Source organism: Streptomyces sp. NPDC037273 (genome assembly GCF_055603625.1).
Genome location: NZ_JBVJVO010000013.1, coordinates 139,766 through 161,946 on the forward strand (window position 1 = coordinate 139,766; position 22,181 = coordinate 161,946).

A 22,181-nucleotide genomic window follows, 5' to 3' on the forward strand; every position below is an offset into this window, starting at 1 on the left:
GGCCCGTACGCCGTCAGATGGTGAAGGGCCGCTGGCCGAGGAAGGCCTCGTCGGGCGAGCCGGTCAGATAGAGGTTCGGCCGCTGGGTGCGGGGCAGCTCGCTCTGGACGGCCCGGTGGAACGCCCGGTAGTCGCCCTGGAAGGTGCCGTCGCCCCACACGTCGAGGACGGCCGCGGTGAAAGCCCCGTTGACGTCGCCGTCGGCGGCGACCTGGTCGTCCTGACAGGCCGATACGAGGACGGCCGCGGGGCCCTTGCCGTCCGTGGCCGCCGAGGCCGCGAGCGAGCCGCGCAGCTCGGCGAGGAACGCCCGGTCGCGTTCGTACAGCTGCCGCTGCCTCGGCTCCGGCATGTAGCGCCCGCGGGTGCCGTCCTCGGCTCCGCCGGGCACCTCGATGCTGCTGCCGCTGTGGCAGCAGTCGAAGAGCGCGACGATCCGCACGCCGTCCCCGAACGCCCGGAACGCCCGCTGCACCTCGTCGTCGAGGAACTGCCGGTCGTAGAAGACCAGCGTCTCGTCGAGCGCGTCCGTCTCACCGTCCGCGTCTCCCGAGTCGTCGGGCACCTGCCCCCCGTGTCCCGAGTAGCTGAAGAACAGGATGTCCCCCGGCCCCAGCCGCGCCGCCGCCTCCCCCAGCACCGAGGTCACGTTCGCCACGGTCCCCTCCGGCGTGAGCAGCGTCGTCGTCTCGAACCCCGCCGCCCTCGCGATCCGCGCCATGTCGTGCGCGTCGTTCTCACAGGCGACCAGCTCCCCGTCCCACCCCTCGTAACGGGCCGGATCGACCTTGTTCAGCCCCACATGCAAAGACATTCCGGTGGCCATGAGACGCCTCCTCACCACCAGCGGAGGGGTCCCGGTGGCGTCTGATCGAGTGGCCTGTGCCCCACCACCGAACGCAACCCTCTCCACGCGGTACTTACATCCTATGAACCCTTCCGCCCCGCCGCCCCTTGCCGCGGAGCAGCGATTGCGGGGGTTCTCGGGCGGTGGAACGATGGAAGGGATCACCTCCGGCGCCGGAGCGACCGGCGCTGCGCGAAGCGCCGGGTAGGTGCGGTATGCCGCTCACCGAGACGGAGTGGGGGCTTGTCGCCAGTTGGGTGCGGGATCATCTTCTCGACACAGCTGAGCCGAGGGAGGGGTTGCTGCGCGCGGGGTTGCCGGCGGATTTCGTGGAGGATCTGGGGCTGACGCCGGACGCCGAGCGGAACGCGCTGTTGGTGGTGGGGGCGGCGCGGAGGGATGTCGCGCATCAGCGGCGGTTGCTGGCGGTGCTGGCGGGGCTGGACGAGCTGGGGGCGATCGATGATCCGCACGCGTTCGGGCAGGGGGCGGAGGCGCGGAACCTGCTGACGCGGCTGAGGGAGGACGAGCGGGTGCGGCGGTCGGCGCTGGATCCGTTCGAGAGCCGGCTGCTGAAGCACGGTACGGAGGTGTTCCTCGACCGGAGGGAACTGCGGGAGAAGCTGCGGGGGTTCCTGGCCGATCCGGAGCAGACGGTCCTGGTGGTGGACGGGCCGCCGGACAGCGGGCGGTCGTACACGTACGAGCTGATCCGGCATCTGGGGCAGCACTGCGACTTCCGGCCGGTGCGGGTGACGCTGTCGCGGACGTCGACGGCGGCGCGGCTGATGGAGCGGCTGTCGGCGTTCGTGTCGGGGCCGGGGGCCGACGCGGTCCTGTTGAATCCCACACGGTTGAACGATCCACTGCCGTGCTTCGAGGACGCGGCGCACCGGATCGTCGCCCGCGCGACGGCGGCCGAGGACCGGTTCTGGCTGGTGCTCGACGACTGCGACCGGCTCGACCCGCAGTCGGACGTGTGGGACTGCATCGGCGTCCTGGCCCGCGCCGTGTACGAGTACACCCCGGTCCGCTCGGAGACGGTGCCGCGCCTCGTACTGCTCGGCTACTCGTCCACGATGCGCCAACTCCCGTACGAGATACGCAAGAACGAGTGCCGGGACACGACGCGGCTGGTCGACGAGGGCGATCTGCGGGACTTCTTCATGGAGTTCTTCGTCGACACGCTTCCCGCCGGGCAGGAGGGCGCGGCCGGCGAGCTGACAGAGACGGCCGTCACCGAGGTGCTGAGGGCCGTGGAGGAAGCCTCGGACGGGGACAGTTACATGCGCCGGGTGTGCACGGCGGTGGAGGACGTCGTACGGCTCCGCCGGGCGCTGCCGCCGGCTCCGGCACCGGCGCCCGGGGCGGCCGGACCGCTGCTCCGTGACGCGCTCCGCACCGGTCTCGCCGCGCCCGCGGCCGCGCTGCCGGACCTGCGCAGGGCGTACCGCGAGGCGGCGTGCCTGCTGCAGGAGTTCGATCCGGCGCTGTTGCGGCTGCCGGGCGAGGAGCGGCCCACCGGGCGGGCGGTCCTCGAACTCGTCGACGACTGCACGGGGTTGCCGGCCCCGGCGGGGGCGCCGGCGACGGTGTGGACGCTCAAGCCAGAGGTCCGTGACGCGACGCTCGCGGAGCTGGCCGGCCCGGGTGCCGCCGCGCGCGCCCTGGAGGCCAACATAGGGCTGCGTCCGGACGGCCCGGGACCTGAGCGGACCGCGCTGGCGCTGCTCGGCGGTGGCGGCCTGCCGCCCGCCGACGGGAGGCTCGACGGGCCCCCGGACGGGCCCCTCGAAGGGCTGTCGGCCTCGTCGGCCCAGGATCCGGTCGAGGAGCTGTCCGACACGCTGCAGGCCGTGCTGTGGCTGAGCCGGGTGCCGGGGGTGAGCGGGCTGCCGGCCGTGGACGACGTGCAGCACCGGCTGGAGAAGGCCCGGATGCTGCAGCCGATGCACCGGCTGATCCGGGGGACCTTCCACGGCCGCACCGCCGAACTCGACGCCCTGCACGCCTATCTGGCCCTGCCCGAGGAGCCGGCGGAGCCTCCCGTGCTCATCCACGGCGTGGGCGGTATCGGGAAGAGCACGCTGCTCGCGAAGTTCCTGGTGGACGCGCTGGCCGCCGCGCCGACCGGATTCCCCTTCGCCTACATCGACTTCGCCCGGCCGACGCTGTCCATCCACGAACCGGCCACCGTGATCGCGGAGGTGGCCCGCCAGCTGGGCGTCCACCATCCCGCGTACCGCGCCGAGTTCGACGCGCTGGCGGACGAGTGCGAGCGGACCGCGGCGGTGCAGCGCGGCGAGCGCAACGAGCTGGACGAGCTGTACCAGCTGGCCGGCACCCGGGCCACGATGGGCCGCGACTACTCGGCGGACTTCCACGCCCGGGCCAGTGCCCGCGAGCAGGAGCTCGCCCACCGGGCGGCGTCGCTGGCCGCCGAGGCCGTGCGGCCGGCGCCGGGCGGCACGGCCCCGCCGCTGCTCGTGGTCGTCGACTCCTTCGAGGAGGCCCAGTACCGGGGCTCCCCCGTCATCGCGCGGATGTGGGCGATCTGGACCGCGCTGCGGGCCGCCTACTCACGGCTGCGGTTCATCGTCTGCGGGCGGGCGCCGATCGACCATCCGGCCCGCGTCCTGACCCCCCGCACGATGGAGCTCACCGAGCTCGACCACCGGGCGTCGGTGGACCTGCTCATGTCCTCCGGGGTCGACGACGAGCCGCTCGCCGAGGACCTCGCGGACCGGATCGGCGGCCATCCGCTGAGCCTGCGCCTCGCGGCCCGCACGGCGGTGGCGCTCGGCACGGACTCGCCCTCGCTCGGCGAGCTGCTGCGCGGACTGCCGTCCCGGCGACGGTACTTCGACCGGCAGGTCGACCAGATGCTGATCCAGGGGACGCTGTACGACCGGCTCCTCAAGCACATCGCGGAGGACGACGTCCGTGCCCTCGTCCAGGCGGGCCTGGCGCTCCGGTTCATCACCCCCGACCTGGTCCGCGAGGTGCTCGCGGGCCCGGCGGGGCTGCGCGTGGACACCCCGGCGGAGGCACGCCGGCTGTACGGGCTGCTGACCTCGCGGGTCGATCTGATGGAGTCGGCGGGACCCGAGGCCATCCGGCACCGGGCGGATCTGCGGGCCATCATGCTGCGGCTCTCGGACCGGGCGCGGACCGATCTGATGCGGGCGGTGGACCGCAGGGCCGTCGCGTACTACGCGGCCCGCGAGGGTGCCCGCGACCGTGCCGAGGAGATCTACCACCGGCTGCGGCTGGGCGAGAACCCCCGCACGGTGGAGTCGCGTTGGGAGTCGGGCGTGGCCCCGTACCTGGGCGGGTCGACGCACCGGGAGATGTCGCACCGCTCGGCCGCCTTCCTCCTGGGCCGGATCGGCGGGCACGTGCCGGACCAGATCATGACCGAGGCCGACCAGGAGGACTGGGAGCGGATCGCCGCCCGCGAGGTGGAGGACCTGCTCACCCAGGGGTACGTGGAGGCGGCGGCCCAGCGGCTCGCCGAGCGGCGGCCGTGGACGCCGTGCAGCAGACTGCACGCGCTGCTCGCCGAGACCCTGGCCCGCTCGGGCCGGTCGGCGGAGGCGCGGGAGGGCGCGGAGCGGGCGGTGGACCGGGCGGAGGAGGCGGGCTGCGCCGAGACGCAGCTCGAACTGCTCCAGCTGTCGGCGCGGCTCGCGCAGGACGCGGGCGACTTCGCGGACGCGGACCGCGATCTGCAGGAGGCGGAGGAGCTCGCGGCGGGCCTCGGGCTGCGGTACGAGTCCCTGGGCGTCCTGGTGGCGCGGTCCCGGCTGGCCGCGCTGGCCGACGTCGACGCCGCCCCGGCCCAGGAGCGGCTCGCCCGGACGCTGCGCGGGATGCCGGACGCCGATCTGGCCCGGCAGCCGTCGCTGGCCCGTACGGCCGCCGCCACGGCCTGTCAGGCGGACCCGCGGCTCCTGGAGCACACCCTGCGTCTGGTGGGGCTGCCGGCGGACGAGGAGGCCGTCATCACCGAGCTGGCCCGCTGGATCGACACGACGATGACCGACGAGCCGGCGCTGCGCCGGCCGCTGACCCGGATCCTGGAGGCGGCGGCGGGCGAGGCCGGTCCGCCGCCGGGCGCGGAGCGTCCCGACCTCGACCGGATCGAGCGGGATCTGCGGGAGGCGCGGCGGCGGGGCACCCTGGACGGCGTCGCCCGGCAGGTGCTGACCCTGCGGGACGGCAGCGGGGACCTCCTCCTCGGGGTCGCCTCGGCGATGGACGCGGGCCCGCACGGTCCGGTGCCGGAGCGAGGCGGTCCGGCCGGGCCGCCGGCCGGTCCGCGCCCCCGGCACGGCGGCACCGGACTGTGGACGCGGCCGCCGCCGAACGCCGCCGGGGCGGCGCTGCGCAAGGTGCCGTTCCTGCCGCAGGTCGAGCTGATCCGGATACGCAACGCGGCGATGGAGGCGGGGCTCGCCGACCGCGCCCTGCGCCCGGCGCTGCTCAAGGGCATCCCGGGCTATTTCACGGCCACGCTGGAGCCGATGGACGACCCCCGCGAGCAGGCGCATGCCGACCTGAACGCGATGAACCACGTGGAGCGGCTGCTCGACGGTCTCGTGCCGCTGGAGATCTGGCTGCACAACGCGATCGAGCACGTCCACGAGCCGGGTCCGCGGGCCGTGCTCCAGGGCGCCCTCGACGCGGTGTCCCGCGAGATCACCGGCGAGGCGGAGCTCCCGGCGGACATGATGCCCGGGGAGATGAAGGAGGAGATCGTCCTCCAGGACGACACCGTGCCGTACGAGTTCCTGCACGGCGGCATCCGGGCCGGGGCGTCCGTCGCACTGCTGCGGATCCCGCCGTACGAGTCGGGCGCGCCGCTCCTCCCCTCGTATCCGCACGGCGGCACGGGCTGGATGCTCGCGCCGGGGCTGCTGATCACCAACCACCATGTGGTGATGGCCCGTTCGTGGGAGTCGGGCGTGCGCCCCTATGTGAGCGACGAGGACCTGCGGCTCCAGGCGCTGATGTCACGCTCCCGCTTCGACTTCGTCGAGAACGCGGCGGCGGCGCCGGAGGCGACGGCCGGTGAACTGGCGGCCTGGGACGCGGGGCTCGACTACGCCATCGTGCGGCTCGCGCCCGACCAGGAGGCGCGGCCGACGCTGCGGATCGCCACCCGGCCGCTGCTCGTGCGGGAGCGGCAGCGCGTGCCGGTCAACATCATCCAGCACCCGGGCGGGCTGCCGAAGCGGGTCGCGCTGCGCAACAACCTGGTCTACCGGGCCGACGAGCACGACATCCTGTACTTCACCGACACCCGGGGCGGCTCGTCGGGCTCCCCTGTCTGTCTGGACGACTGGACGGTGGTGGGGCTGCACCGGGGGACGCGGAAGGTCGACGAGGTCGAGTTCCAGGGCGGGAAGACCCGGTTCGTGAACGTCGGCACCCAGATGAGCAGCATCCTGGCCCATCTCCGGGAGTTCCGGCCCGAGTTGTACGAGGAGGTCATGGCCGCCCAGTCGGGCCGGCCGGCCTCCGGCGAGCGCACGAACGGGAAGCCGAGGTGAGGGAGCATGGCGAACGGATCGCGGGGCGTGTCCCCGGTCGCGACCGCCACCGAGCGGATCTTCGGTGATCTGCGGGAGGTCGCGGCGCGGGTGCGCGCGGATCTGGAGGCGGAGATCGCCGAGTCCGCGCTGGAGCTCCCGGCCGACGTGGCACCGGCGGCGGAGATCTCGCGGTTCGCCCGCGAGGAGCGGGCCCGTGTCCTGGAGGCCGGGGTCAGCGGCCTGGAGAAGCTGGCGGAGCACCGCGAGGACGAGCTGGCCCCGGACGAGTCCTTCGGCGTGGAGGCGATCGTCCTCCTGGAGGGCCGTCCGGCGATCCTGGTGCAGCGCCAGGACTTCGCCCCGCAGCGGGACGAGTGGGCGGTCCTCGACAGGCACCGGCAGGCGATCCGGGAGTCCCTGCTGCGGGTCGGCCGGGTCGAGGTCACCGGGCATCCCCGGCTCGACTGGATCGGCACCGCGTTCCTCGTCGGGCCGCGCACGGTCATGACGAACCGTCATGTGGCGGTGGAGTTCAGCCGGTTCGAGGACGGCCTGAGCCGCTGGGCCTTCGAGTACGGCATGTCGGCGCGCGTGGACCCGGCCGAGGAGCTGCCCGTGGCGGGCGAACCGCACGCGGCGAGCGTCCCGTACGAGATCGTCGAGGTCATCGGGATCCACCCCGATGTCGACATGGCGCTGCTGCGGATCGAGCCGGCCGCGGACGGCACGCTGCCCGGCCCGCTCGCGGTGGCGGCGGACGCCCCGGCGAGCCTGCCGGGCCGCCCGGTGTACGTGGTGGGGTACCCGGCCTGGGACGGCCGGCGCAACGAGCCCGAGTCGATGCGCCGGATCTTCATGGACGTCTACAACGTGAAGCGTCTCCAGCCGGGTGTCGCCACCGAGTTCACCCCGGGCGGCCTGGTGATGAAGCACGACTGCTCCACCCTCGGCGGCAACAGCGGCTCCCCCGTCTTCGACCTCGACGACCACCGCGTCCTCGGCCTGCACTTCGGCGGCCGCTACGGAACGGGCAACTTCGCCGTCCCGCTGTGGGAGCTGATCGACGACCCGCTGCTCGCCGCGGCCGAGGTCAACTGGGTGTGACCGGGAGCGCCTCAGGCGCCGAGGACGTCGGCGTACGCGCCCTGCGCGGTGGTGCCGTCGGGGAGCAGCCAGGTGGCGGTGAGGCGGCCGGCCGCGGGGGCGGTGTCGGGTCCGGGTCGCAGCACGCGCCGTACACGGAGGGTGAGTTCGGCGGCCTCGGGGGTGCCGAGGGTGCGTACCACGATGTCGGTGTGGCCGGAGCCGTCGGTGACCCGTACCAGTTCGGCGGCGTCGGCGGCGGGGGTGTAGTCGGCGGCGACGGTGGGGTCCGGGGTGTCGTCCACGTTCTGGTGCTGCGCGACGGCCCGTCCGGCGAGGAGGGCGTACAACTGGGCGACGAGGACCGGGTCGTGGGTGCCGTCGTAGATCCAGCGGGTGCCGAGGACGCCGTGCTCGGAGGTCCCGATGAGGGCGTGCTCGGCGCCTTCGAGCGGAGCGCCTCGGTAGGTCATGGGGACCAGGTGGACGACCGCCTCGTCCTCCGGGCCGTCGGCCACCGCCATGAACTCGATGCCGACCTCGCCCTCGGGGTCGTCGAGCCGGAACCCGCCCGCCTTGGCCGGCCTCGGCCCGCCCTTCCCCTCGGTGTACCAGGCGCGGGTGGGCAGCCACTCGGTCAGCAGCTCCAGCTTGGTGGGCTGCATCGTCGTGTGGTGGATGACGGCCATCGCGGGCTTCTTCCTCTCGGTCGGGACGCTCGCCGGACCTGGGGCCCGGCGAGCCGCAAGGTAACAGACGTGCCCCCGCCGAAGGGGTGACAGTCGGGCTCCCCGCTGGTGGCGGCGCGGGGAGGACGGGAAGTGCCGCGAGGATCGGCAGCGTGCGTCCCAGCCTCACCGCCCTCACCGCTCTCTCCGCCCGCGCCGCGCTGTCGCGTGCCGCCGTGGTCGCCGTTCTGCTCGCCCTGCTGCTCGGGGTGCCGGGTGAACCGGCGCCCCGGACCGAGGGGAAGGGCGGTGCGGCGCGGACGACGCTCGCGGGGGTCTTCACCGGTTCGGGTGCGGCGGGGGTGGCGAGGATCGCCCGGGTGGAGAAGTGGCGGGGCCGGGGGCCGCTGCTCGCCGGGCGGACGTATCTGCCGGGCGACGACTGGGAGAGCATCGAGGGTCCCGCCGCGTTCCTGGCGCCGTGGGCGCGCTGGCGGGCGGGGCGGCGCGACCGGCTGCTCGTGCTCAACGTGCCGATGCTGGAGCGCAGTGAGGCGCGGGTCGCCGACCGGGACGTGGCCCTGATGCTGCGGGCCGGGGGGCGCGGGCGCTACGACCGGCACTTCAGGACGCTGGCCCGGCGTCTGGTGGCGGCGAAGCTGGGCGACAGCGTGATCGTGCTCGGCTGGGAGATGAACGGGATCACGTACACCCATCGCTGCGGGCCGGCGCCGGCGGCCTGGCGCGCCTACTGGCGGCGGATCGTGACCGCGATGCGTTCCGTGCCGGGGCAGCGGTTCCGCTTCGACTTCGCGCCCAGCCGGGGGCGGGACGCGGTCCCGTGGACGCGCTGCTACCCGGGTGACGGGTACGTCGACATCATCGGCATGGACAGCTACGACCAGCCGCGCCGGCTGACCTTCCGGCAGCAGGTCGAGGAACCGTACGGCCTGCGCGCCCAGGTCACGTTCGCCCGGCAGCACCGCAAGCCCGTGTCGTATCCGGAGTGGGGTCTGTTCCGCAACGGCGACGATCCCGCGTACGTCCGGGGGATGCGGCAGTGGTTCGCGACGCACCGGCCGGTGTACGAGTCGCTGACGGACTACTGCCCCCACGGCGTGTGGCAGTGCGGCCGGAACCGGAAGGCGGCGCGCGAGTACCGGCGCCGGTGATCCACTGTTAGTCTCGACACGTCCTAGATTGTCTCGTTATGTCTTGTAATGCCCTCTCCTAGAACAGGGAGCATCCATGACCGGTGGACCCGAGCCCATCAGCGACGCGGCCCGTGAGGCGCTCCGGCGGGAGCTCGCCGAACTGCGTACCGAGCGCGACAGCGTGGCCGCCACGCTGGGCGGCTCCGACGACGAGGTCGGCGACCGGGCGGACCAGGCCGACGAGCTCCAGCGCGCCGACGATCTGGACCGGCTCGACACCCGGATCGCCGAGATCGACGGACGACTTGAGGAGGGTGCCGCGGCGGGCGCCCCGCCCACCGACTCGATCGGCGTGGGCAGTTCGGTGACGGTGCGGTTCTCGGACGGCACGGAGTCGGACTTCCACATCGGTGAGATCGCCGACGCCGGGGACCCGGGGCTCGTGACGGCGGACAGCCCGCTCGGCCGCGCGCTCCTCGGCCACCGCACCGGTGACACCGTGACGTACGCGACGCCCGCCGGGCGGACCACGGCGGTCGTGCTCTCGCTCGGCTGACCGCCGTGCCGGAGGCCGCCGCCGACACGCGGTACGAGTCCCAGGCCCGCGAGGTCGACCGCAAGGGCGGCCCCGGGCACACCGTCCTGATGGCCCTGGCGCTCGCCCTGCCGATCGCCAAGGTGGCGTACACGGTGGGCGGCGGCGACGCGGTCCGTGACGTCCTGGTCGGCATGGAGCCGGGCAACTGGCCCGACGTGCTGCTCGGCATGGTGATCACCGATCCGCTGCTCGGCTCGGTCCTCGGCGTCGTCGCCTCCCGGGTGGTGTTCGCCCTGTTCGCCGCGCGCGGCGCCATCCCTTCGCACGGCGGACTCGCCGGCGCGGCCCGCCGGGCGGCCCTCACCGTCGTCAACCCGGTCGCGGTGGGCGTCATCGACGCCTGCTTCTTCGGCCCCTGGTGGGGCCTGGCCACCGGACTCGCCGCGTACGCGCTCCGCCAGGGCGTCGTCGTCGAGTACCGCACCGGCCGGCGCCGGACGCACCACGGGCACGGCCGCCCGGAGAGCGCACGGGACGAGGACTACCGGCCGCCCGCCTGGCTGCGCCGGGCCGCCTCCGTCGAGCAGTGGGCGGCCGGCTGCCTCGCCGTGATCGTCCTCCCGCTGCTCGCCTTCGCCTCGGCCCTGGACGGGCAGTCGTGGACGACCATCGTCACCTGCCGGGTGACGGCCGGCACCGAGACCGTCACCGACCGGCTGATCGAACTGGGCCGCGAGGGGGACGGCGTCGTCGGCTGGAACCTGGACACCGGCCAGATCTCCAACGGCCTGGGCTGCACGAGCGAGGAGAGCCGCTACGTCCGCGAACCGTGGTGGCGCACCTGATCAGCCGGTGACGACGCCGGTGACCAGGTTGATGGTGGTGGCCAGGATGCTGGCGCCGAAGACGTACGACAGCAGGCAGTGCCGCAGGGCGACCGCGCGGATGCCGGTGCTGGACACGTTCGTGTCGGAGACCTGGTAGGTCATGCCGAGGTTGTAGCTGAAGTACAGGAAGTCGCTGTAGCGCGGCGGGACCGACGAGTTGAAGTCGATCCCGCCGCCGGGCTTCAGGGCGTAGTAGAGGTACGCGTACCGGGTGGCGTACGTGAGGTGGAGCGCCGCCCAGCCCATGAAGACGCCGCAGAGGGCCGTGGCGGCCGCGGCGTGGCTGAGGTCGGAGTGGCCGACGATCAGCATCACGATGATGCCGACGAGGCCGCAGACGGCGGTCGCGACGACGGCGAGTTCCTCGACGACCGGGCGGAACTCCTCGCGGCGGACGTTGCGGTGGGTGGTGGCGGCGTCCATGGGCCACAGGACGAGCCAGCCCGTGACGACGAAGAGGGTCTCCGAGGCGGCGATGCCGGCGAGGACGCCGAGCGGGGTGTGGGTCAGTCCGGCGACGACGGCGCCGGTCGCGACGCCGGCGACCGCCGAGGCGGCCAGCCGCGACACGGCGCCGGCGAACAGGCGGTTCACCGCTCAGGCTTCCAGGACGACCACGGCCTCGTCCGTGTAGGTGCGGAAGGTCAGCGTCTCGTGGAAGTAGAGGTGGATGCTGTTCTCGTCGTGGCCCGTGTAGCCGATGGCCACGTCCTGGCCGAGGAGGAGTTCGAAGTCGCCGCCGCGGGTGGACAGGACGAAGCCGCCGCTGAGGGCCGGCGCCCAGATCGGGGAGCCGTCGAGCATCCGGCCGAGGTGGGCCGCGATGGGGTAGCCGTGGTCGGAGGTCTCGCTGACCGCCCGGTACTGGTCGGCTCCGAGGAGCAGCGCGTACGGGCCGTCGACGCCGGCCAGGCGCAGCGAGGTCAGGGCCCTGCTGACGGCGTCCGGGTAGTCGCTGGGCTCCTCGGGCAGCCGGACCACCGGGTTGGAGCTGCGGGCGCGCAGTCCTTCGACGCCGGCGGCCGCGTACCCGTCGAAGATGGCCCGGTCCTCGACGAACGCCATGGTCCTCGCGGCGTCCTTGACGGGCTGCCAGTCGGAGTCCTTGGAGCCGCGCTCGACGTCGTCCACGGCGGCCCGGTCGACGGTGAACGGGACGCGGAGCTCGACGAGGGGTTTCGCCTCGCGGAGCCGCGCGGTGACGCCGGGCGCCGGGGGTTCCATCGCGGTGAGGTGCCCGGTGCCGACGGCGGCGAGCCCGGGGCCGGCCGGTTCGGGGACGTCGACGACGCGGCGGCCCGCGACATGGCGCCGGAAGGTGCGGCGGGCCTCCTCCTCGATCTCGGCCCAGGCCGCCGGGGTGATGGGGGCGAGCTCGCGGTGCAGGTTGTTCGTGACGTCGGGGGTCGTCATGGGGCTCAGGCTCCTTTCATGCCGCCGATGCCCAGGGAGTCCCCATGGACGGCGACGGCGGCCGGCGGCGCGGCGGGAAGGTCGTCGAGGAGGTCGGCGCTCGGCACGAAGAAGAGGCAGCCGGTCACGGCGCGCGAGAAGTCGAGGATGCGGTCGGTGTTGCCCGGCGGGTCGCCGAGGAACATGTTGCGCAGCATCCGTTCGGTGACGGCGGGCGTCCGCGCGTACCCGATGAAGTAGGTGCCGAACGCGCCGCCGCCGACCTGTCCGAACGCCATGTTGTCGCGCAGGATCTGCTGCTGGACGCCGTCGTCGTCGACGACCGTGTTCAGCGCCACGTGGGAGTCGGCCGGTTTGACGTCGTCGGGGAGTTCGACGTTGGACGCCTTGACGCGTCCGATGACCCTGCCCTGCTCCTCGTCGCCGAGGGCGCCCCAGGCGGCCATGTCGTGCAGGTACTTCTGCACGATGACGTAGCTGCCGCCCCGGAAGTCGGGGTCCTCGTCGCCGATGTGGACCGCTTCGAGGGCGGTGGTGCCGGTCGGGTTCTCGCTGCCGTCGACGAAGCCGAGCAGGTCGCGCTGGTCGAAGTAGGTGAAGCCGTGGACCTCGTCGACGACGGTCACCGCGGCGCCGAGCGCGTCCACGATCAGCCGGGCCAGCTCGAAGCAGAGGTCCATGCGGCGGGCGCGCAGATGGAACAGGAGGTCGCCGGGGGTGGCGGGCGCCCGGTGCCGGGGGCCGCGCAGCGGCACGAAGGGGTGCAGGTCGCGGGGGCGCGGCCCGCCGGTGAGCCGGTCCCAGGCCCCGGAGCCGATGCCGGTGATGCAGGTGAGGCGGTCGTCGGGGGCGCGGAACGCCACGGAACGGGTCAGGCCCGTCAGGTCCTGGAGAACGTCCCGTACAACACTCTCGCCGCCCGGGTTGACCGTGACCACCAGGAACACGGCGGCTCGCGGCGGCGAGGCGACGACGGGCTGGGGTACGACCATGACGCTCCCACGAAGACCGGAAATGCGGAGGAAAGGGACAGCGCCAGCGTAGGGGCGCATGATCCCTCACGCAGCCCGGCGCGGGTCCCCCGGTGCCCGGTGGCAGGCTCCGGACGGCGGGCTTAGCCTGCCCGAAGGGGTCCTCGTGCCACCGTGCCCGCGCGCCCGCGCCGGGCGAAAGGGTGAAGCGCCTTGAGCACCGACCAGGACAAGAACACCACCCGGGACGGACAGGACCCGCAGCGGTCCGGAGCCCCCGTGGGACCCGCTCCCGAGGGCGAGCCCCACTTCGAGCCCTACCACCACCCCGCGGCGGGCTGGGGCGCCGCCAAGAGCGTGACGAGCTTCCTGCTGCGCGAGAAGGCCCTGGTGGACGGCCCGCGCGCGATCATGCGGATGAACCACGAGAACACCGGCTTCGACTGCCCCGGCTGCGCGTGGCCCGACGACACCAAGGGCCTGCATCTCGACATCTGCGAGAACGGCATCAAGCACGTCACCTGGGAGATGACGAGCAAACGGGTCGGGCGGGAGTTCTTCGCCGCCCACTCGGTCACCGAACTCGCCGGCTGGAGCGACTACGACCTGGAGAACCAGGGCCGGCTGACCGAACCGATGGTCTACGACCCCGCGTCCGACCACTACGTCCCCATCGCCTGGAAGGACGCCTTCGAGCTCGTCGGCCGGGCCCTGCGCGACCTCGACGACCCGAACCAGGCGTCGTTCTACACCTCGGGCCGGCTCGGCAACGAAGCCACGTTCCTCTACCAGCTGATGGCCCGCGAACTGGGCACCAACAACCTGCCCGACTGCTCCAACATGTGCCACGAGGCCAGCGGCCGCGCCCTCACGGCCTCCCTGGGCACCGGCAAGGGCACCGTCGACCTCGTCGACTGGCAGACGGCCGACGCGCTGTTCATCTTCGGCGTCAACGCCGCCTCCAACGCGCCCCGTATGCTCACCGCCCTCGCCGAGGCCTACCACCGCGGCGCACAGATCGTGCACGTCAACCCGCTGGTCGAGGCCGCCGCCACCCGCACCATCGTCCCGCACGACTTCACCGACATGGCCCTGTTCAAGTCCACCAGGACCAGCACCCTGAACCTCCAGCCCCGCATCGGCGGCGACATGGCGCTGGTGCGCGGCATGGCCAAAGCGATCCTGGAGCACTCGGCGACCGACCCCAAGGCGTTGGATCGCGAGTTCATCGACCGTCACACCACCGGCTTCGACGCCTACCGCGCCCTGTGCGAGGGCACGCCGTGGGAGGAGCTGGAGAGACAGTCCGGACTCACCCGCGCCGACATCCTCAAGGCCGCCCGGGTGTACGGCGAGGCCGACCGCTCCATCGTCAGCTGGTGCCTGGGCGTCACCCAGCACGAGCACGGCGTCGACACCGTCCGCGAGATCGTCAACCTGCTGCTGCTCCGCGGCAACCTCGGCCGCGAAGGCGCCGGCCCCTCCCCCGTACGCGGACACAGCAACGTCCAGGGCAACCGCACCTGCGGCATCGACCACCGCCCCAGCGAGGCCTTCCTCGACCGGCTCGCCGAGGTCTGCGCGATCGAACCGCCCCGCGCCCACGGCCTGGACACCGTCCGCACCATCGAGGCGATGGGCCGCGGCGAGATCAAGGTGTTCGTCGGCATGGGCGGCAACTTCGCCCTCGCCGCGCCCGACACCCCCGTCACCTACGCGGCGCTGCGCACCTGCGACCTCACCGTCCAGGTCAGCACCAAACTGAACCGCAGCCACATCGTCCACGGCGCCCGGGCCCTCATCCTCCCCTGCCTCGGCCGCACCGAGAAGGACCACCAGCGCAAGGGCGTCCAGAGCACCTCCGTCGAGGACTCGATGAGCATGGTCCACCTCTCCCTCGGCATGAAGCGCCCCGCCTCGCCCCATCTGCTCTCCGAACCGGCCATCATCGCCGGCATGGCCCGCGCCGCCCTGCCCGACAGCGCGACGCCCTGGGAGTGGTACGTCGAGGACTACGACCGCGTCCGCGACACCATGGCCAAGGTCCTCGACGGCTTCGAGGACTTCAACCGACGGGTACGGCTGCCGCTCGGCTTCCGCATCAAGCAGCCCGCCCGCGAACTCGTCTTCCTCACCCCCTCCGGACGCGCCGAGTTCTCCGCCGCCGCACTCCCCGACGTCGTCCCCGCGCCCGGCACCCTCGCCCTCGGCACCATGCGTTCGCACGACCAGTGGAACACCACCATCTACTCCGACAACGACCGCTACCGGGGCGTCAAGAACCTGCGCACCCTCGTCTTCATGAACCGCGCCGACATGCGGGAACGCGGGATCGCCGACCTCGGCCCCGTCGACATCACCAGCACCGCGCGGGACGGCACCCACCGCTCCCTCAACGGCTACCTCGCCGTCCCGTACGACATCCCGCGCGGCTGCGCCGCCGGCTACATGCCCGAGATGAACGTGCTGTGCGCCCTCGGCGACTACAGCACCCAGAGCGACCAGCCGATCATGAAGCACGTCAGCGTGACGATCGCCCCCGCCGGCTGACCGCGCTCACCGCCACCGGAGGAACCGCTCCAGGAGGAGGTACGCCCGCCGCTCCGCCGCCGCCAGTTCGGTGGGGTCGATCTCGGCGGGCCACAGCTCGCCCGCCGCGGCGTCGTCGGCCTCCCGCAGCTCCACCACCGCCGCCGCGAGCCGCGTCTGGACCAGCGGGAACGACCGCGCAGCGCGCTCGGCGAGCACCCGCTCGGCCTCGTCCGACACGGCCGAGCAGGCGGCGAGCGCGCGCTGCGCCCGCAGGGCGGCCCGGTCGTGCACCACCAGCAGCGCGCAGCCCAGGGCGATGCCCACCCCGAGGACGCTGCCCAGCGCCCGGTCCTCGACCAGGACCCCGGCCGGCGCGGGCGCGGCCAGGTCGGAGAGGAGCAGGGCCAGCGGCGTGAGGAAGACGACGCCGAGGCCGTAGTTGCGGGCCACCACGTACTCCAGGAGGAACTCGAGCAGCACGATCACCAGGACGAGCACCACGGGACCGGGGTCCGCGGCGAGCACCCCCAGGGCGAGGAACAGGCCCGCGACCGTGCCCAGGGTGCGCTGCACGGCCCGCTGGGTCGCCGTGCGCACGTTGACCGAGTGGAGGACCGCGGCGGCCGAGATGGCCGCCCAGTAGCCGTGGCCGAGGCCGAGGAGGAGCGCCGTCCCGCCCGCGAGGCCGGTGCCGAGGGTCATCCGCAGGGCGGGCACCAGGAGGACCGCCGCACGGCCGTGGCGCCCTCCCGTCACCAGTTCGGCGGCCCGCAGTTCGGCGGCCGCCCGGCTGCCCGGACCGACCCGCTCCGGACCCCGTCCCCGGCGTCCCGGCCGGGAGGCCGGGGACGGGTCCGCGAGCTCCGGCAGGACGCCCGGGAGCCGTCGGCGGCGGCTCGCGAGCAGCCGGGCCTGGCGGCGCAGCTGCCCGGCCAGGGCCTCGGGGTCGTCCGGCGGCCGGCTCGGCGAGCCGATGAGCAGCGACCAGCACAGGTCGGTGAGCCGGAGGCAGGTGTCGCCCCGGCCCTGCCGGGCCGCCGAGGTCGGGGGCAGCCGGCCGAGCGTGCGGTACGCCTGGAGGACGGCGGCCGTCGCCCGGTGCCGTACGAGCCCGCTGCCCGCCCCCGTACCGCTCGCCTCCCACAGGTCGGCGAGCTCCCGGAGCGCCGCCGCGACGGCCAGCCGCTGCGGCCGGTCCGGATGGGTGAACCGGCCGGCCATGGCGAGGATCCAGGCGACGGTGGCGCCGGTGGCGGCCAGCACGGTACGGGGCAGCACGTCACCCGGGGCGGAGGCGCCGTTGGCCGCCACGGCGAAGGAGAACAGCAGCAGGACGGCGCCGAGGCCGCGCAGCAGGGCCGCGTCGCACGCGAACTTCGCCGCGCCCGCGACCACCGCCATGGCGCCCACCGTCAGGGCGGCGCCCGCTCCCCCGTTCCACGGCCGCGCCCAGGCGGCGAGCGCGACACCGCAGCCCACCCCGGCGGTCATCGCCACCGCGACGACCGCGAGGACCCGGGCCCTGCGCCGGTACGGCAGGTTGCGGCCGAAGGTGGTGGTGAACGAGCCGAGCATCGCGTAGACGGCCTCGTCGGCCCGTCCCGCCAGCGCCATCGGCACGGCGGGCAGGGCCATGGCGAGCGCCGCGCGTGCGGCGAAGGACAGGGCGCCGTCGACGCTCTGCAGCGCGAGGGCGCCCCGGGGCGACAGGGCACGCCCCGCCGCCCGCCACCGGCCGGCCGACACCCGCCGGTCGTTCAGGCGTCGTCGCCGGACGAGGACGCGGTGTCCGCGGCGGCGCCGGGTTCCGCCTTGCGGACGGTGCAGTGCAGCGAGTCGTCCACGACGTCGGCGACGATGGTGTCGCCCGGGTCGGCCTCGCCGCCGAGGAGGAGCGAGGCGACCCGGTTGTCGAGCTCGGTCTGGATGGTGCGGCGCAGCGGGCGGGCGCCGAACGCCGGCTGGTAGCCGTGGGCGACGAGCAGCTTCTTCGCCGCCTCGGTGACCTCCAGGGTCATGCCCTGCGCGTGGACGCGGTGCTTGCTGCGGTCCAGGAGGTGCTCGACGATCTCGGACAGGTCGTCCTCGGTGAGGCTGTGGAAGACGATGATGTCGTCGATGCGGTTGAGGAACTCCGGCAGGAAGCGTCCCCGCAGGTCCTCCATCAGCTCGTCCTTGAGCTCGGCCGCGTCGCCCTCGTGGGCGAGGATGCGGTGCGCGCCGATGTTGGACGTCATGATGACGACGCAGTGGCGGAAGTCGACCGTACGGCCCTGGCCGTCGGTGAGGCGCCCGTCGTCGAGGATCTGCAGCAGCGTGTTGAAGACGTCCGGGTGCCCCTTCTCCACCTCGTCGAACAGCACCACGCTGTACGGCTGGCGCCTGACCTTCTCGGTGAGCTGGCCGGCCTCCTCGTACCCGACGTATCCGGGGGGAGCCCCGACGAGCCGGGCGACCGTGTGCTTCTCCTGGAACTCGCTCATGTCGAACCGGATCATCCGGTCCTCGTCGCCGAACAGCAGCTCGGCGAGCGTCTTGGCGAGCTCCGTCTTGCCGACGCCGGTCGGGCCGAGGAACAGGAAGGAGCCGACGGGCCGGTTGGGGTCGCCCATGCCGGCGCGGTTGCGGCGCACGGCCTCGGAGACCGCGGTGACAGCCTCGCCCTGGCCGACGATCCGGGCGTGCATCTCCTCCTCCAGGTGGAGGAGCTTCTCCTTCTCGCTGGCGGTGAGCTGCGAGACGGGGATGCCGGTACGCCGGGACACGATGTCGGCGATGTCGGCGGCCGTCACCGAGACGACGCCCTCACGGCGCTCCTCGATGCCCGCGAGCTCGCCCTCCACCTCGGCGATCTGCCGCTTCAGTTCCGAGGCCTTCTCGAACTGCTCGCCCGCGACGGCCTCGTCCTTCTCGCGCCGCAGCTTGGCGAGGCGGTCCTCGCGGCTGACCACCTCGGTGGAGCGGCCCGCGCCGCGGAGCCGTACCCGGGCGCCCGCCTGGTCCATCAGGTCGATCGCCTTGTCGGGCAGGAACCGGTCGCTGATGTACCGGTCGGAGAGCTCCGCGGCCGCCGTCAGGGCCCCGTCGGCGAACCGGACCTGGTGGTGGGCCTCGTACGCGTCCCGGAGCCCTTCGAGGATCTGCACGGTCTCCTCGACCGTCGGTTCCGGGATCAGCACGGGCTGGAAGCGCCGTTCGAGGGCGGCATCCTTCTCGATGTGCTTGCGGTACTCGTCGATGGTGGTCGCGCCGACCAGCTGGAGCTCACCGCGGGCGAGGGCGGGCTTGAGCATGTTGCCCGCGTCCATGGCGCCCTCGCCGGTGGCGCCCGCGCCCACGACCGTGTGCAGCTCGTCGAGGAAGAGGATGATCTCGCCGCTCGCGTTCTGGACGTCCTCGATGACCTTCTTCAGGCGCTCCTCGAACTGTCCGCGGTACTGCGCGCCGGCCACCATCCCGGACAGGTCGAGGGAGATCACCCGCTTGCCCTTCAGGGTCGAGGGCACCTCGTCCGCGACGATCCGCTGCGCCAGGCCCTCCACGATGGCGGTCTTGCCGACACCGGGCTCGCCGATGAGCACGGGGTTGTTCTTGGAGCGGCGGGAGAGGATCTCGACGGTCTGCTCGATCTCCTCGGCCCGCCCGACCACCGGGTCGAGCTTCCCGGCCCGCGCCTCCTCCGTCAGGTCCCTGCCGTACTCGTCGAGGCTCGTCGCCGGCTGCTGCTGTTGCTTCGCCGCCGCCGGTGCGCCGCCTTCCGCCCGGCCCGACTGCTCCGAGAGCCCGCGCAGCTTCTGTACGTCGACGTCGTCCGCGCGCAGCAGCTTCATGGCACCCGACGCGGGGTCCTCGAGGAGGGCGCTGAGGATGTGCTCGGGGCCGATGTACGAGACGCCCCCGGCCTGCGAATGCCCGTAGGCGGCGGCGAGTGTGCGCTTGGCCGCCGGGGTGAGACCGGGCTCCGCGGACGGCTCGCCGGACTCCCTCGGCAGCACCTTCTCGAGCTGCGCGGCGAGCGCGTCCGGGTCCACGCCGACCTGCGCGAGCAGCCTGCGGGCGGGGTCGACCTGGGTCGCCGCCCACAGCAGGTGCTCGGTGTCGAGGTCCTGCGTGCCGTCGCTGACCGCCTTGCGGGTCGCCGTGTTCAGCAGCTCGTGCGACGACTCCGTGAGCAGCCGCCCGATGGGGACGCGCTGCACCGCTGGTGGCGACGACGCCGGTGACATGCCGAAGAACCTGTTCAGCATGTCGCTGAACGGGTCGGACGAACCGAAGGGGGAACCGAACGCCATCGACATTGTCTGCTCCAGAGCCGCGTGGGGGTCGCTCCCACTGAAACGCGGCCCCTGGCTCTTCGCAAACGGAGGGCGACGGAGAGTGATGCCCCCTCTCCGCCCGCCGTCACCCGGCTTCTACTCCCACTCGTCCCACGGCGGCTCGGTCTCGCTCTCGTCCCAGACCGGGCCCTCGTCGTGCGGGGCGGGGGCGGGGGCCGCTGCCCGGGCCGACGTCGGGGCCAGGGCCCGGGTCGGCGCAGGGGTCTTGGCCGGTGCGGGCGTCTTGGCCGGTGCGGGCGCCGGGGCCGGCGCCGCGTCCGGGCCGGCGGCCGGAGCCGAGGCCGGGTCCGGGGCCGCCGTCGCGCCCGGCGACTCGCATTCCGCCAGGGTGGCGAGGACGCCTTCGCCGTACTTGGCGAGCTTGGCCTCGCCGACGCCGCCGACCGTGCCGAGCTCCTCGACGGTGCCGGGGAAGACGGTGGCGATCTCACGGAGGGTGGCGTCGTGGAAGACGACGTACGCCGGAACGCCCTGCTCGCGGGCGGTCGCGGCCCGCCAGGCGCGGAGGGCCTCGAAGACCGGGATGGCGGCGGCCGGAAGGTCGACCGGGACGCGGGCGCTCTTGCCGGAGCGGGCCTCCTTGCGGGACGCCGCCGCGGGGGCCTTCTCCTTGCGGAGGGGGACGGGGCGGCGGCCGCCGAGCACGTCGCCGCTCTGCTCGGTGAGGACGAGGGTGCCGTAGTCGCCCTCCACGGCGAGCAGGCCCTGCGCGAGCAGCTGGCGGACGACGCCGCGCCACTCCGCGGTGCCGAGCTCGGCGCCGACGCCGAAGACGGACAGGGCGTCGTGGTCGAACTGGATGACCTTGGCGGTGCGCTTGCCCTGGAGGATGTCGATGATCTGGCCGGCGCCGAACTTCTGGCGCCGCTCCTTGGCCAGCCGCCAGATGGTGGACAGCAGCTTCTGGGCGGCGACGGTGCCGTCCCAGGACTCGGCGGGGGTGAGGCAGGTGTCGCAGTTGCCGCACGGTTCGCCGGACTGGCCGAAGTAGGCGAGGAGCCGGACCCGGCGGCAGTCGACGGTCTCGCAGAGCGCGAGCATGGCGTCCAGGTGCATGCCGAGGGCGCGGCGGTGCTGCTCGTCGCCCTCGGAGCCGTCGATGAGCTTGCGCTGCTGGACGACGTCCTGGAGGCCGTACGCCAGCCACGCCGTGGCCGGTTCCCCGTCGCGGCCCGCGCGGCCGGTCTCCTGGTAGTAGCCCTCGACGGACTTCGGCAGGTCGAGGTGGGCGACGAAGCGGACGTCGGGCTTGTCGATGCCCATGCCGAAGGCGATGGTGGCGACGACCACGACGCCGTCCTCGCGCAGGAAGCGGGACTGGTTGGCGGCTCGCGCCCGGGCGTCCATGCCCGCGTGGTACGGCACGGCGTCGATGCCGTGCTCGACGAGGGCGGCGGCGGTCTTCTCCACCGAGGAGCGCGAGAGGCAGTAGACGACTCCGGCGTCCCCGTCGTGCTCGGTCCTGATCAGGTCGAGCAGCTGCTTCAGCGGGTTGTTCTTGGGGACGATGCGGTACTGGATGTTCGGCCGGTCGAAGCCCGCGACGAAGTGCCGGGCGTCCTCGAGGCCGAGGCGCGCCGCGATCTCGGCGTGGGTGGCCTCGGTCGCCGTGGCGGTCAGGGCGATCCGCGGCACCTTGGGCCAGCGCTCGTGGAGCATCGACAGGGCGAGGTAGTCGGGCCGGAAGTCGTGGCCCCACTGGGCGACGCAGTGCGCCTCGTCGATCGCGAAGAGCGACACCGTGCCCCGGTCGAGCAGCCGCTGCGTGCCCTCGGTGCGCAGCCGCTCGGGTGCGAGGTAGAGGAGGTCAAGCTCGTCGGCGAGGAAGGCCTGCTCGACGGCCTGCCGCTCGTACGGGTCCTGGGTCGAGTTGAGGAAGCCGGCCCGCACGCCGAGGGCCCTGAGCGCGTCCACCTGGTCCTGCATCAGCGCGATCAGCGGCGAGATCACGACGCCGGTGCCGTCTCTGACGAGCGCCGGGATCTGGTAGCAGAGGGACTTGCCGCCGCCGGTCGGCATCAGCACGAGCGCGTCGCCGCCACCGACGACCTGCTCGATGATCTCCTGCTGCTCGCCCCGGAAGGAGCTGTATCCGAAGACGCGCTGAAGGACCCGCGCGGCGTCGGAGATCTCGGTGGATTCGTCGGAAAGGACCATTCCCGAAGCCTAGCCGCCCCCACCGACACCCTGGTCCCGCCGGCGGCAACCTGTGGA

General features: G+C 73.3%; 14 protein-coding genes. 6 read left to right on the top strand and 8 right to left on the bottom strand.

Annotated elements, in window-relative coordinates; translation table 11 throughout:
- Positions 1–13: 13 nt before the first annotated feature.
- Positions 14–826, bottom strand: a complete 813-nt coding sequence (locus tag ACZ7G1_RS29325) for a caspase family protein (protein ID WP_470871917.1) — start codon at positions 824–826, stop codon at positions 14–16.
- A 350-nt stretch (positions 827–1,176) separates the two neighbouring features.
- On the opposite strand from ACZ7G1_RS29325, the gene ACZ7G1_RS29330 reads away from it, so the two are divergent.
- Both ACZ7G1_RS29330 and ACZ7G1_RS29335 read left to right on the top strand, forming a co-directional pair.
- Complete coding sequence (locus tag ACZ7G1_RS29330) at positions 1,177–6,402, top strand: trypsin-like peptidase domain-containing protein (protein WP_470871918.1); 5,226 nt, start codon at positions 1,177–1,179, stop codon at positions 6,400–6,402.
- A gap of 6 nt (positions 6,403–6,408) precedes the next feature.
- The gene (locus ACZ7G1_RS29335; RefSeq protein ID WP_470871919.1) at positions 6,409–7,488 is read left to right on the top strand and encodes a trypsin-like serine peptidase; all 1,080 of its coding nucleotides are present in this window, start codon (positions 6,409–6,411) and stop codon (positions 7,486–7,488) included.
- Positions 7,489–7,499: 11 nt separating this feature from the next.
- On the opposite strand, the gene ACZ7G1_RS29340 is transcribed toward ACZ7G1_RS29335, so the two are convergent.
- Entirely contained in the window at positions 7,500–8,156 is a 657-nt protein-coding gene (locus ACZ7G1_RS29340; RefSeq protein WP_470871920.1) for a maltokinase N-terminal cap-like domain-containing protein, read from the bottom strand.
- 152 nt (positions 8,157–8,308) lie between these two features.
- Here ACZ7G1_RS29340 and ACZ7G1_RS29345 point away from each other — a divergent pair, with 152 nt between their 5' ends.
- The 3 genes from ACZ7G1_RS29345 to ACZ7G1_RS29355 all read left to right on the top strand — a co-directional run bounded on the left by ACZ7G1_RS29345 (position 8,309) and on the right by ACZ7G1_RS29355 (position 10,672).
- On the top strand, positions 8,309–9,307 hold the full coding sequence (locus ACZ7G1_RS29345; RefSeq protein WP_470871921.1) for a glycoside hydrolase family 26 protein: 999 nt from the start codon (positions 8,309–8,311) through the stop codon (positions 9,305–9,307).
- Between the two features lie 76 nt (positions 9,308–9,383).
- Positions 9,384–9,845 carry a GreA/GreB family elongation factor gene (locus ACZ7G1_RS29350; RefSeq protein ID WP_470871922.1) on the top strand — a complete coding sequence of 154 codons (462 nt, stop codon included), beginning with the start codon at positions 9,384–9,386 and terminating at the stop codon, positions 9,843–9,845.
- 5 nt (positions 9,846–9,850) lie between these two features.
- Positions 9,851–10,672 carry a hypothetical protein gene (locus ACZ7G1_RS29355; RefSeq protein ID WP_470871923.1) on the top strand — a complete coding sequence of 274 codons (822 nt, stop codon included), beginning with the start codon at positions 9,851–9,853 and terminating at the stop codon, positions 10,670–10,672.
- On the opposite strand, the gene ACZ7G1_RS29360 is transcribed toward ACZ7G1_RS29355, so the two are convergent.
- Genes ACZ7G1_RS29360 through ACZ7G1_RS29370 form a run of 3 tightly spaced genes read right to left on the bottom strand, consistent with a single transcriptional unit; the run spans position 10,673 to position 13,119 of the window.
- On the bottom strand, positions 10,673–11,308 hold the full coding sequence (locus tag ACZ7G1_RS29360) for a DUF1345 domain-containing protein (protein WP_470871924.1): 636 nt from the start codon (positions 11,306–11,308) through the stop codon (positions 10,673–10,675).
- A 3-nt stretch (positions 11,309–11,311) separates the two neighbouring features.
- Entirely contained in the window at positions 11,312–12,127 is an 816-nt protein-coding gene (locus ACZ7G1_RS29365) for a family 1 encapsulin nanocompartment shell protein (protein ID WP_470871925.1), read from the bottom strand.
- Positions 12,128–12,132: 5 nt separating this feature from the next.
- Positions 12,133–13,119 (bottom strand): Dyp-type peroxidase, encoded by a 987-nt coding sequence (locus ACZ7G1_RS29370; RefSeq protein WP_470871927.1) that lies wholly within the window; start codon positions 13,117–13,119, stop codon positions 12,133–12,135.
- A gap of 192 nt (positions 13,120–13,311) precedes the next feature.
- Between ACZ7G1_RS29370 and ACZ7G1_RS29375 the strand changes: the two genes are divergently transcribed.
- A complete protein-coding gene (locus ACZ7G1_RS29375; RefSeq protein WP_470871928.1) occupies positions 13,312–15,648 on the top strand; it encodes an FdhF/YdeP family oxidoreductase in 2,337 nt (778 codons plus the stop codon).
- A 6-nt stretch (positions 15,649–15,654) separates the two neighbouring features.
- Here ACZ7G1_RS29375 and ACZ7G1_RS29380 read toward each other — a convergent pair whose 3' ends face one another.
- The 3 genes from ACZ7G1_RS29380 to recQ form a co-directional block, all read right to left on the bottom strand.
- Positions 15,655–17,265: an FUSC family protein gene (locus tag ACZ7G1_RS29380; protein ID WP_470872010.1), complete on the bottom strand. Its 1,611-nt coding sequence runs from the start codon at positions 17,263–17,265 to the stop codon at positions 15,655–15,657.
- Positions 17,266–17,387: 122 nt separating this feature from the next.
- Positions 17,388–19,928: an ATP-dependent Clp protease ATP-binding subunit gene (locus tag ACZ7G1_RS29385; protein ID WP_470871930.1), complete on the bottom strand. Its 2,541-nt coding sequence runs from the start codon at positions 19,926–19,928 to the stop codon at positions 17,388–17,390.
- A gap of 114 nt (positions 19,929–20,042) precedes the next feature.
- On the bottom strand, positions 20,043–22,124 hold the full coding sequence (recQ, locus tag ACZ7G1_RS29390; RefSeq protein WP_470871932.1) for a DNA helicase RecQ: 2,082 nt from the start codon (positions 22,122–22,124) through the stop codon (positions 20,043–20,045).
- Between the last annotated feature and the right edge of the window lie 57 nt (positions 22,125–22,181).

Excerpts from the sequence above, each read along its gene's own strand:
- ACZ7G1_RS29350 (WP_470871922.1), top strand. The coding sequence starts at position 9,384 with ATGACCGGTGGACCCGAGCCCATCAGCGACGCGGCCCGTGAGGCGCTC.
- ACZ7G1_RS29370 (WP_470871927.1), bottom strand. The coding sequence starts at position 13,119 with ATGGTCGTACCCCAGCCCGTCGTCGCCTCGCCGCCGCGAGCCGCCGTG.
- ACZ7G1_RS29335 (WP_470871919.1), top strand. The coding sequence starts at position 6,409 with ATGGCGAACGGATCGCGGGGCGTGTCCCCGGTCGCGACCGCCACCGAG.
- ACZ7G1_RS29385 (WP_470871930.1), bottom strand. The coding sequence starts at position 19,928 with ATGTCGATGGCGTTCGGTTCCCCCTTCGGTTCGTCCGACCCGTTCAGC.
- ACZ7G1_RS29365 (WP_470871925.1), bottom strand. The coding sequence starts at position 12,127 with ATGACGACCCCCGACGTCACGAACAACCTGCACCGCGAGCTCGCCCCC.
- ACZ7G1_RS29380 (WP_470872010.1), bottom strand. The coding sequence starts at position 17,265 with ATGGCCCTGCCCGCCGTGCCGATGGCGCTGGCGGGACGGGCCGACGAG.
- ACZ7G1_RS29340 (WP_470871920.1), bottom strand. The coding sequence starts at position 8,156 with ATGGCCGTCATCCACCACACGACGATGCAGCCCACCAAGCTGGAGCTG.
- recQ (WP_470871932.1), bottom strand. The coding sequence starts at position 22,124 with ATGGTCCTTTCCGACGAATCCACCGAGATCTCCGACGCCGCGCGGGTC.
- ACZ7G1_RS29325 (WP_470871917.1), bottom strand. The coding sequence starts at position 826 with ATGGCCACCGGAATGTCTTTGCATGTGGGGCTGAACAAGGTCGATCCG.